Source organism: Nocardia cerradoensis NBRC 101014, assembly GCF_000308535.1.
Classification (GTDB): Bacteria; Actinomycetota; Actinomycetes; order Mycobacteriales; family Mycobacteriaceae; genus Nocardia; species Nocardia cerradoensis.
In genome coordinates this window covers 42,635-53,455 of record NZ_BAFW01000114.1, presented here as the reverse complement: position 1 = coordinate 53,455, position 10,821 = coordinate 42,635, and the positions used below count along the sequence as shown (strand labels likewise).

Genomic DNA, 10,821 nt, shown 5'->3' with positions numbered 1-10,821 from the left:
ATCAAGGGCCATGAAGATTCTTGGATACACCGTCACATCGCGTGAAAGGTAGTGGAGAACCTGCCGCTCCAAGGGGTTAAAGAGGTGGAACTCGTCTACAAAGATCAGGTCATACCCTTTGTCGCGCCGTGACCGGTTCCAGGAGTGTTTCTGGAGGTCGTTCAGGAGATCCGCAAGTACTTGGTCGCTTGTCCAGAGCCCGCGAGCGTCGAGGCTGTACATATAACGGCTATACAACTCGAAAACCACCCGCATGTCGGCGCGACCTGAGAGTGGGAGCATCCATGATGCACGCTCCAAGTTGAAATATCGGCTCTCTGAGCCGGCGCCTGGGAAAATCGCCGCGGCGCCTATGACAGAGCCGAACTCGATCAACAGATCCCAGGCAAGTGCCAGTCGCTCGTCCGAGTCCGCCGAATCAAATCGATCGCGCAGCGATGGCGTGACATCAGCCTTATAGGTGATCCAGTCGCCTGCGACGAAATCACCAAGTAAGTCCAGGATCTCATCAAGCTGTGCCTGCTTTCCGCTGAAACTGTCATCACCGATGAGTTTGTACGAGCCGTCGCTATTGCCACTTGGTGAGATCTCTGCTGCGATCTCCAACAATGGAAAGGCATCGATCTCGTGCAACGCCCCAAGTCCGAATGCATCGGTGGAATCCGCAATCTCGGTCGCCAGTGACCAGCTGTGGGTGACCATAAGAATCCTGAGTTGCTCGCCGGATTCGCGGGCTTTGAGGAGCTCGTAAACAGCCTTCAACGTGAGGGTCAGTGTCTTGCCAGAGCCCGCGGGACCGCGGAGTCGGATGGACCTGTCGGAGGGGGCGAGCACAAACGCACGTTGATCGGCACTGATGGCTTCCATCCATTGGCTGTAGGTCCATTTTTGTGTCGCGGCGCGTTCGAGCTCTGGTAGGGCGATTTCAACGTCAGACGGTTGAGGACGTTTCGCGGCCGCAAAGTGTATCGCTGCGGCCCCCGCAGCTTCAATCCACTCGTTGTTCCGCAGGGGGTTCGGCGGCTTTCTGGCATCGAACTCCTCTAGCGTCGTCTTCTCGTCAGATGTTGTCGCGTCCCAGAAGACGACATCTGAGCTGTCACCTGTCAATACTTCGGCAATCCAGCGTGTTGTTTCTGTGTCGCGCCCCGGCACTGCGAAGAACGCCATCAAGTTGTTGTATTTGTACTGGCGCCAGGCTCGGGGTAATGTGATCGAATCTGCCGTCTGCGCGCGCTCGGCGAATGCGGCCATACGGCTAAGCACCGCCCTACGATCAATTCTGAGATGGTCCGGGACGAAGGGATCGTTGATAAATGAATCTCGAACGACTACGACGCGCTGATCGTCGGCATGATCACTGTTCGTGAACAAGTAATCGGATTCTACACCCTCCCATGAGAACAGGGAGGTCGAGGTAGAAATGGCAGACGGAGCTATGCCGGTTGCTAGCTCCTTAAGGGCACTTGCTGTCGTCACCAATGGCTTCATGGAATGTCCTCTCCAAGTAGGTCCGAGTGGAGGTTGCGCATCTCTTCGTATGCGTCAGGTAGGCCAATTGCCGTAAACACGAGCCCAAAACGCTGCGCAATTGCGTGGGTGAAATTGTCTTGCAGCCGGGATAATCTGCGGTATTCCATTACCGTGCGTGAAGGGCTAAGCGCCACTCGTGGCTCCCAGATCTGTTCCAAATGTCGCAAATAGACGAAGTAACCATAGTCGTGGCCGTCGGCGATCGCCGACAGGAATAGTGCGTCACCAGGCGGGTTCTTGAAGGCGTTCTGGAGTGTGTTAACTATCTTCCTTCTTAGGTTCTTCTCGCTTTGAGGGTTTGGTAATTGGAGCTGTGCTTGGACCAAAATGCTTGTTGCTTCAGCAAGTGAGGGCTCGCTGCTATCTAGTGCGCGAATGGCATCAAACATGCCACGTACAGCATCGTGCTCGTCATCTGGAATTGGCAAGGAGGCCAGAATTTTTTCGGTGGGCTGCTCGCTTGGCCACTCTCTCAGGCGCGCCTCCGAGATGCTGGTCGTTCCCAGTCTTATTAGCGCATCTTGTAGGCTCTTTGTAAGGTCAATGACTGCCTTACTGCGGAGCTTTGGTATCTGGAGTTTTACAAGGTATTCATCCTTGGTTAACAGCGGTACACACGTCACCCTACCGTGATGCTTGTTATGTGCGAAATCGCAATCCGCTGTCATGACTAGCAAATGTCGATTCCAAACAGTCGAATCATCTGCTACGCGCTCCAAAATGTCACCCTGTCGAAGGGGCTCCGTAATTGCGACCGATCGATACTCGACGAAATTGTTCGTTGCAGCCACGGCGTCTACTTTCGAATTTCATGAAAAGAGCTCAGATTGCTCGGCTTTAACCTTGCCCGCGTACCGCATGATCTTAGAGAATTGTTGATTCGACTTAAACGATTTGCCTCTTGCCGGGCGGGCGAGGAATTAGCCGATGAATGCTGCGCCATTGGTGTGCGAACCCTTCGTGTTGTGCTGATTCTGCATCGTTCAGTAGTACTCGCGCACGTAGCCGAGAGCTTTCTCGAAAACGTCGTCGTAAGGCCGTCACGGAAGAGGTGACATCGGGCCCGCCCTTCTTTGCGATCGGACTTGACGAGATTACACTCACTCAGTCTCACCAGGGGAGGCGGTGGTTTCATCTGCGATATGCAGTAGTTGACTTGACATAATGTAGATTATCGGCGCAATGGAACGGGTGCCGGAGGCTGCGTTTGTGCCCCTGTGTGTCAGTGTGTTTCGGCGCGCGGGCGTCGGCGCCCCGGCTCGTCGTTCGACTCTTCCGTCTGCTGCCGACGGTGCCCGATGACGGCGATGTCTCGCGCAAATCCGCCGAAATCCGCGTGAAGAACTTTTTCGCCTCCAGTTCGATTTGCCGGAAAATTTTCTGCTGCTCGCATCGGTCCGAGCCGCGCTCCTTATCAGCCCCTTCCCCAGCTTCCCGGATCCTGCCGCAAAACGTCACAGTGACGTAATAGGGGTGGCTGGCTGGGTGCTCGCAACGAGTCGAGATTCGGATCCACTGACCATCACCGCGCGCCACCCGGGCGCATTGTGACTCAGCGGCAGTGCGCACCGCACGGTTTGGTACCCGCCACGAGAACCTCGCGGGCCCGCTGGTGACTTGTTAGCGTCCTCGGCAGGAGGTGTCATGGAGGCAGCGCGGCCTTTCGATGTCGATGTGGTGATCGTCGGATCCGGATTCGGCGGCAGTGTGACGGCATTGCGATTGGTGGAAAAGGGATATTCGGTCGCGGTACTCGAGGCCGGGCGACGCTACGAAGACGCCGACTTCGCCACCACCAGCTGGGATCTGCGGCGATATCTGTGGGCGCCGGCACTGGGCTGCTACGGCATCCAGCGAATCCACCGGCTGCGCGACTGCTTCATCCTCGCCGGCGCCGGAGTCGGCGGCGGCTCGCTCAACTACGCCAACACCCTCTACAAGCCCGGACGCGCGTTCTTCGAGGACCGCCAGTGGGCCGAGATCACCGACTGGGACGCCGAACTCACCCCGCACTACGACCAGGCCCGGCGCATGCTCGGCGTCGTGGCGAATCCGCACACCACCCCGGCCGACGAGATCATCCGCTCGGTGGCCGAGGATATGGGCGTCGCCGACACCTACGTCCCGACCCCGGTCGGCGTGTATTTCGGCGAGCCCGGAGTGGTGAGCCCGGACCCCTACTTCGGTGGCGCCGGACCCGAGCGCACCGGCTGCATCGAATGCGGCGAATGCATGACCGGTTGCCGGCACGGCGCGAAGAACACGCTGATCAAGAACTATCTGGGTTTGGCCGAACGCGCAGGGGCGCAGATACATTCGATGACGACGGTGACCGCGCTTCGACCGCAGGACGACGGCAGTTGGCGGGTCGAGACGCGGCGCACGGACCGGCGGATCCGGCGTGGGACGCGCCACTTCTCGGCGCGGTACGTGGTGCTGGCGGCGGGGACCTGGGGAACGCAGCGGTTGCTGTTCCGGATGCGCGACACCGGGGTGCTGCCCGCCCTGTCGCCGCAGCTGGGTGTGCTGACCCGCACGAATTCCGAGGCGATTCTGGGTGCGGGGCGTACCCGGGTGGACACCGGCCTGGATCTGACGGCGGGCGTGGCGATCACGTCGTCGTTCCATCCGACCGCCGACACCCACATCGAGCCGGTGCGCTACGGCAAGGGCTCGAACACGATGGGGCTGTTGCAGACCTATCTGGTCGACGGCGGGGAGGCGGTGCCGCGGTGGGTGCGGGTGCTGGCGATCGCGGCCACCCATCCCCTGCGGACGGTGCGGTTGTTGCGCACCCGGCGCTGGAGTGAGCGGACGTTGATCCTGCTGGTGATGCAGAGTCTGGACAATTCGATCACCACATTCACCCGGCGTGGGCTGTTCGGTCGCCGCTACACCAGCAGGCAGGGCTACGGTGAGCCGAATCCGTCGTGGATTCCGGCCGGTCACGAGGTGACGCGGCGGGTCGCGGACACACTCGGCGCCACCGCGGGCAGCACCTGGCCCGATATTTTCGGTGTGCCGATGACGGCGCATTTCATCGGCGGGTGTGTGATCGGCGGCGACCGGGAGCACGGCGTGATCGATCCGTATCACCGCGTGCACGGATATCCGACGTTGAGCATCGTGGACGGGTCGGCGATCTCGGCGAATCTCGGGGTGAACCCGTCGTTGACGATCGCCGCGCAAGCCGAGCGGGCGGCGTCGATGTGGCCGAACGAGGGCGAGCGGGATCCGCGGCCGCCGATGGATCTGCCCTACCGGCGCGTCGATCCGATCGCACCGGTAGCGCCGGTGGTGCCCGCCTCCTCCCCTGCCGCGTTGCGGCTGCCGATCGTGGAGGTCCGGCACACGGCCGCGGGGGGCCGCCCGGCCTGAGCCGATGTGGGTCCGGTTCTCGTCGTCAGCGTGTGAGCCGTCCCAACAGTGCTGAGGCGCAGGCGATTCCGAGGAGGGCGGCCAGTACGAGCACGCCGAAGTCGGTCCACAGGTCGGCGGTGCCGCCGACGAGCAGTCCGCGCAGGGCGTCGACCTCGTAGCTGAGCGGGTTCACGTGGCTGACGGCATGCAGCCAGCCGGGCATCAGTGCCAGCGGGTAGAGGGCGTTGGAGGCGAAGAACAGCGGCATGGTGATGGCCTGGCCGATGCCCATGAGGCGGTCGCGTTGGGTGACCAGCCCGGCGATGGTCATCGACAGGCAGGCGAAGAAGGCAGCACCGAGGACGACGGCGGTGAGGGCGCCGAGCAGTTTCAGTGGGTTCATCGTCATGTGGACGCCCATGATCAGGGCGAGCACGACGATGATCAGCACCTGGGCGATGGCGCGCACTCCGGCGGCGAAGCATTTGCCGGTGATCAGCGCCGCGCGGGGTGTGGGGGTGACCATGAGTTTGTTGAGGATGCCGGCGTCGCGGTCCCAGATCAATTGGATGCCGTAGAAGATCGCGATGAACAGTGCCGATTGGGCGATGATGCCGGGTGCCAGGAAGTCCAGGTAGGGCATGTCGCCGGTGGGGATGGTGTGCAGGCGGGCGAAGGTGGTGCCGAAGATCAGCATCCACAGTGCGGGTTGCACTGCGCGGGTGACCAATTCGGTGCGGTCGTGGCGCAGCTTCTGCAGTTCGACGATCGCGAAGGTGGCGATGCGGGAGCCCAGGGTGGCGATGCGTGCGGCGCCGTGCGGGGCGTGGCGCAGGGGCGGGAGTTCAGCCGGCGCGTTGAGCGGTTCGGCGGGTGCTTCGGACACCGCGCAGTCCTCCTTCGGTGGTGGGGTCGTCGTCGAGTCCGGCGTCGGCGTGGTGCCGGAAGACGTCTTCGAGGGTGGCGTGCGGGCCGAGTGCGGCCTTCAAGTCGGCGGGCGCGCCGGCGGCGCGGAGTTTTCCCTTGTGCAGCAGGGCGATTCGGTCGCAGAGGCTGTCGGCTTCGGCCATGTAGTGGGTGGTGAGCAGGACGGTGGTGCCGAAGCGGGTGCGCAGGTCGTGCACGCGTTCCCAGACGCTGTCGCGGGCGATGGGGTCGAGGCCGACGGTGGGTTCGTCGAGGATGAGCAGGGCGGGCCGGTTGACGAGGGCCTGGGCGAGTTCGAGGCGGCGGATCATGCCGCCGGAGTAGCCGGCGGCGAGGCGGTCGGCGACGTCGAGCAGGTTCATGGCGTCGAGGGCTTCGGTGACGCGGTGGTGGCGTTCGCGGCGGGGGACGTCGAAGAGGCGGGCGAACCAGGTGACGTTCTGGCGGCCGGTGAGGGTGGCTTCGATGGAGAGTTGCTGGGGGACGTAGCCGAGGTTGTAGCGGATGTCGGTGTCGTGGCGGCCGGCGCGGAAGCCGAGGATGTCGACGGTGCCGTGCTGGATGGGCATGAGGGTGGTGAGCAGGCGGATGGTGGTGGTTTTGCCGGCGCCGTTGGGGCCGAGGAGGCCGAAGATCTCGCCGCGTTCGATGCGCAGGTCGAGGTGGTCGACGACGGTGTGGTCGCCGTAGCGGTGGGTGAGGTCGCGGCAGTCGATCGCGGGGCCGGGGCCGGGGTGGTGTGCGGGTGGGTCGTGCGGGGTCATCGTCGTCCTTGTTCGTGGTCGTGCAGGAGTTCGGTGATCTTGTCGACGACGGCGAGGCCGCGCAGCAGGTCGTCGCGTTCGGCCGGGGTGAGGGCGCCGAGGGCGGTGGCGACGATGTCGTGGCGGCGTCTGCGGATGTCGTCGACGTCGCGCTGGACGGGGGCGGGCAGGCTCAGGCGCATGACGCGGCGGTCGGCGGGGTCGGGTTCGCGGACGAGGAGCTCGTCTTTGACGAGTGCGGTGACGAAGGTGGAGACGCTGTTGGGCGCCAGTCCCATCTCGGCGGCGGCGGATTTGACGGAGATGTGTGGGTTGCGGCCGACGAGGCGCAGGAATTCGGCTTGGGAGGCGCTGACGCCGGGCCGGTCGAAGGATCGGCCGGCGATGCGGCCGACTTGGCGGCGGAAGCGGCCGAAGGCGCTCATGAGCCGCGGGACCAGTTCGGCGTGGGTGGTGGGCGGGGTGGTCACCTCCCCACGATACCTCTGACTCAGAGCTATTTTCCTGTGAGGCTCCCCCGGGTCCCGGGACGGCTCCAGCGATCGGCGCCTGTGTTAGGTTGTGATCGACGTCACGCGGCCGGCGGTCTTCCCGGATCGGACGACAGTGATCTCGGACGGCCGGTCGCCCATCGCATCGACCGGAAGGAGATCGCCGTGGCCACCGACCGGATTCTGGTCATCGTCACCAATGCCGGGGAATACGAGAAGGTCGGCTATCGCACCGGGCTGTGGCTCGGCGAGCTGACCCACTTCTACGACTACGTCACCGAACACGGCTTCACCGTCGATATCGCCAGTCCCGCAGGCGGATTCGTGCCCATCGATCCGGAGAGCCTGGCCCACGACGTCCTCGCCGATCTCGGCACCGACCGCCGCTACCGCGACCGGGAATTCATGGACCTGCTCGACCGCACGCGCAGTATCGGCGAGGTCGAGGTCGAGGATTACGACGCGATCTACTTCACCGGCGGGCACGGGGTGATGTTCGACTTCGGTGGCGACGATCTGGGTGCGCTCACCGCGGCCTTCCACGACAGCGGCCGCGTGGTGTCGGCGGTGTGTCACGGTCCGGTCGGATTGCTGAACGTCCCGCTGGAGAGCGGTGCGGCGCTGATCGCCGGGCGGCGGGTGACCGGGTTCTCGTGGCCGGAGGAGGAAGCCGCTCAGCGCGCCGACGCGGTACCGTTCAGTCTTCAGGACGAACTCGTGAAATTGGGCGCCGACTACAGCACGGCCGACGAGCCGTTCGGACCTTACGTCGTCACCGACGGGCGGCTGATCACCGGTCAGAACCCCGCCAGTGCGCGCGGCGTGGCCGAAGCGGTGGTCGCGACCCTGAAAGGAGAACAGCGGTGAGCGATTCCGGCAGCGATATCGACGTCGAGGTGCCCGCCAGCGGAACCGGTTGCGCGGAGTGCGTCGCCGCCGGCGGCTGGTGGGTGCACCTGCGTCGGTGCGCGCGCTGCGGGCATGTGGGGTGCTGCGACACCTCCCCCGCCCAGCACGCCACCGCTCATTTCCGCAGTACCGGCCACCCGATCATCCAGAGCTTCGAACCGGGCGAGGACTGGTTCTACGACTACCGCGACGGCGCGGTGGGCGAGGGACCGGAACTGGCGCCGCCGACCAGTCACCCGGAGACGCAGCCGGTGCCGGGGCCCGCGGGTCATGTCCCCGCGGACTGGCAGGACCACATTCACTGACGGCGCGGCGTTCGGTGTTCGTCATAGCGGATGTTGTGCGCCGCGGCGATCGGGTTGATTTTGCGCGGGTCGAGGGCGCCGTCGGTGAGTACGGTGGTGCCTGCTTCGAACAGGTCTTCCAGATAGCATTCCCATCCGCCCGGTGACGATATCTGCAGCACTGTGGGCGGCGGGTCCGAGACCGCGCGCAGTGCGTGCGGAATGCCTTGTGGCAGTAGGACGAACGTGCCCGCCGGTGCGACGAACGACCGGTCGTCGAAGTCGACGCCGAGCTCACCGCTGAGCACATAGATGCTTTCGTCTGCCACCTCGTGCGTGTGTCGCGGGATGTCGCGGGCCAAGGTCACCTCGAGCAGTGAGAACCGGCCCTCGGTGTCGGTTGTGGTGGCCTTGACCGCGAAGGCGGGTGGCATCGGAACCCGGCCCGGGCGCACCTCACCCGGAGCCAATCGGAGAAATCTGTTGTGCGACATCGTGCTACCCTTCCCGCGGAACAAAACGGAATCGGAATCCGCTTCCGTCTCGATGGTAGCCGGAAAGGACGGACAGGTGTCAACACCCGCGACGCCACGAAGAACCCGCGCCGACGCGGCCCGCAACCGCGACCGCCTCCTGCGCGCGGCTCGAGAAGTGTTCGCCGAGAAGGGCTCTCAGGCGCAGTTGCCCGACGTGGCACGCGCCGCAGGGGTCGGGGTCGGCACCGTCTATCGCCACTTCCCCACCCTGGCCGAGCTCGTCGACGCGGCGGCCGAGCAACGCTTCGCGGAGATCGAGAACTACGCTCGCGCAGACTGTCTCGCTCACGCCGGCGAGGGGCTGCGACGCTATCTCACGCATGTGGGCGAGCTGCTCAGCGCCGATCAGGGCCTGTCCGCGGCCGTCGAAGCCGCCCGCCGCTCGCCCGGCAGCGAGCCGCGCGGATCCGCTCGCGCCCGGCTGGAAACCGTTGTCGGCGAGATCATCACGCGCGATCGAGAGACTGGCGCGCTGCGGCAGGATTGCACCGCCGCGGACGCCTACATGCTCGTCGGTGCGATCTCGGCGACGATCCGCACCGGCAGCGGAGACTGGCGGCGCCTGCTGGATTTGATGCTCGACGGTCTGCGCCCGCGCGACTCGTCGTAGCGGTGGCGCGAAACCGGTGCGAGTCCGCCTTTTCCGGTCTTACAGTCGGATTGACACCTGTAAGGTACGGCGTGTCGGGTGTGGCGGGGCGCCCGGTATCCGCCGGCGGGTGAGCTGTGGCAAGGAGGCGCGAACGTCGTGGACGAGGACGTCGACCTGACCGACCTGGACCGGTTCACCAGCGGATTTCCTCATCCGATATTCGATCGGCTGCGGCGCGAGGCGCCGGTCTGGTTTCATCCGCCCACCGCGCACAGCCCCGGCGGCGACGGTTTCTGGGTGCTCAGCCGCTACGGCGACATCGTCGCCGCGGCCACCGACACCACGGTCTTCTCCTCCGAATCCGGCGGCGGACGCGACGGCGGCGGCACGACGCTCGAGGATATGCCGCTCGGTGTGCCGGTCGGGGCGCTGCTGAACATGATGGACGACCCTCGTCACGCGAAGATCCGTCGCCTGCTCGCACCCAGCACCACCCCGCGAGCGCTGCGGCGGATCGAGGAGGACCTGCGCCGGCGCGCGGCCGGCATCGTGGATGCGGCGGTGGCCGAGGGCGAGTGCGACTTTCTCACCGATGTGGCCGCGGAACTGCCATTGCAGGCCGTCGCCGAGCTGGCCGGTGTGCCGCAAGCCGATCGCCACGAACTGATGAACTGGGCGAACGTCACCCTCGACTACGACGGCCGCGAAGTCGGCGAGGTCGACGACCGTCTCGCCCGCGCTCAGGCCCGCATGTTCGCCTACGCCGCGGATCTGCTGCAGCGCAAACGCGTCGCGCCGGGTGCGGATCTGCTGTCGGTGATCACCCACGCCCTCGTCGACGACGAACCGCTGACCGATGCCGAACAACACCTGTTCCTGTCCCTCATCGTGGCCGCGGGCAGCGAGACCACACGCAACTCCATCGCCCTCGGCACGGCCGCGCTCAGTGAATCGCCGCAGCTGTGGAAACAGTTGCAGCAGGACAGGACTCGCCTTCCGGGCGCGATCGAGGAGATGTTGCGGTGGGCGTCCTCGACCCCCTACAACCGGCGCACCGCCACCGAGGGCGTGTGGATCGGCGGCCACCGCATCGCCGCCGGGGACAAGGTCACGCTGTGGTGGGCCTCGGCCAACCGCGACGACAGTGTGTTCACCGACCCCCACCGCTTCGACATCACCCGAAACCCCAACCCGCACCTGGCTTTCGGGCGTGGCGTGCATTTCTGCCTGGGCGCCTCGCTCGCGCGGATGGAGATGCGGGTCCTGTTCGACGCGCTGCTCGATCGTGTCGAAACCCTCACTCCGCGGGGACCTGTCGAGTACGTCCGCAGCAACAAACACACCGGTATCCGGCATATGCCGGTCACGATCGGCGCCCGATGACCGCCGGGCGGCCCATCGGTGACCCGCCCGAGTGAAAGGAGC

General features: G+C 64.9%; 11 protein-coding genes. 5 read left to right on the top strand and 6 right to left on the bottom strand.

From position 1 onward, the window contains the following. On the bottom strand, positions 1 to 1,491 hold a 1,491-nt coding region (locus ON23_RS12335), incomplete at its 3' end, for a hypothetical protein (protein WP_143860179.1). After that, positions 1,488 to 2,324, bottom strand: coding sequence for a hypothetical protein (locus ON23_RS37855; RefSeq protein ID WP_143860177.1), 837 nt, complete (start codon positions 2,322 to 2,324; stop codon positions 1,488 to 1,490). The genes ON23_RS37855 and ON23_RS12335, both read right to left, overlap by 4 nt. A gap of 853 nt (positions 2,325 to 3,177) precedes the next feature. On the opposite strand from ON23_RS37855, the gene ON23_RS12330 reads away from it, so the two are divergent. Beyond that, positions 3,178 to 4,911: an FAD-dependent oxidoreductase gene (locus ON23_RS12330; protein ID WP_039778235.1), complete on the top strand. Its 1,734-nt coding sequence runs from the start codon at positions 3,178 to 3,180 to the stop codon at positions 4,909 to 4,911. 25 nt (positions 4,912 to 4,936) lie between these two features. Here the strand turns inward: ON23_RS12330 and ON23_RS12325 are convergent, their stop codons facing one another. The 3 genes from ON23_RS12325 to ON23_RS12315 are packed head-to-tail and all read right to left on the bottom strand — an operon-like array spanning position 4,937 to position 7,054. Next, a complete protein-coding gene (locus ON23_RS12325) occupies positions 4,937 to 5,779 on the bottom strand; it encodes an ABC transporter permease (protein ID WP_039778233.1) in 843 nt (280 codons plus the stop codon). Then, on the bottom strand, positions 5,739 to 6,584 hold the full coding sequence (locus ON23_RS12320; protein ID WP_039778232.1) for an ABC transporter ATP-binding protein: 846 nt from the start codon (positions 6,582 to 6,584) through the stop codon (positions 5,739 to 5,741). Before ON23_RS12320 ends, ON23_RS12325 begins: the two co-directional genes overlap by 41 nt. Continuing rightward, entirely contained in the window at positions 6,581 to 7,054 is a 474-nt protein-coding gene (locus ON23_RS12315) for a MarR family winged helix-turn-helix transcriptional regulator (protein WP_245555936.1), read from the bottom strand. Before ON23_RS12315 ends, ON23_RS12320 begins: the two co-directional genes overlap by 4 nt. A gap of 186 nt (positions 7,055 to 7,240) precedes the next feature. Here ON23_RS12315 and ON23_RS12310 point away from each other — a divergent pair, with 186 nt between their 5' ends. Together ON23_RS12310 and ON23_RS12305 are read left to right on the top strand one after the other, a co-directional pair. Continuing rightward, a complete protein-coding gene (locus ON23_RS12310; protein WP_218001094.1) occupies positions 7,241 to 7,942 on the top strand; it encodes a type 1 glutamine amidotransferase domain-containing protein in 702 nt (233 codons plus the stop codon). After that, entirely contained in the window at positions 7,939 to 8,289 is a 351-nt protein-coding gene (locus ON23_RS12305; protein WP_036505631.1) for a UBP-type zinc finger domain-containing protein, read from the top strand. Before ON23_RS12310 ends, ON23_RS12305 begins: the two co-directional genes overlap by 4 nt. Here ON23_RS12305 and ON23_RS12300 read toward each other — a convergent pair. Beyond that, complete coding sequence (locus ON23_RS12300; RefSeq protein WP_039778231.1) at positions 8,283 to 8,762, bottom strand: cupin domain-containing protein; 480 nt, start codon at positions 8,760 to 8,762, stop codon at positions 8,283 to 8,285. The two genes, ON23_RS12305 and ON23_RS12300, sit on opposite strands and share 7 nt — an antisense overlap. Before the next feature lie 52 nt (positions 8,763 to 8,814). On the opposite strand from ON23_RS12300, the gene ON23_RS12295 reads away from it, so the two are divergent. Together ON23_RS12295 and ON23_RS12290 are read left to right on the top strand one after the other, a co-directional pair. After that, positions 8,815 to 9,414: a TetR/AcrR family transcriptional regulator gene (locus ON23_RS12295; protein ID WP_051042557.1), complete on the top strand. Its 600-nt coding sequence runs from the start codon at positions 8,815 to 8,817 to the stop codon at positions 9,412 to 9,414. A 138-nt stretch (positions 9,415 to 9,552) separates the two neighbouring features. Continuing rightward, positions 9,553 to 10,779, top strand: coding sequence for a cytochrome P450 (locus tag ON23_RS12290; RefSeq protein ID WP_039778251.1), 1,227 nt, complete (start codon positions 9,553 to 9,555; stop codon positions 10,777 to 10,779). The last annotated feature ends 42 nt before the right edge of the window (positions 10,780 to 10,821 follow it).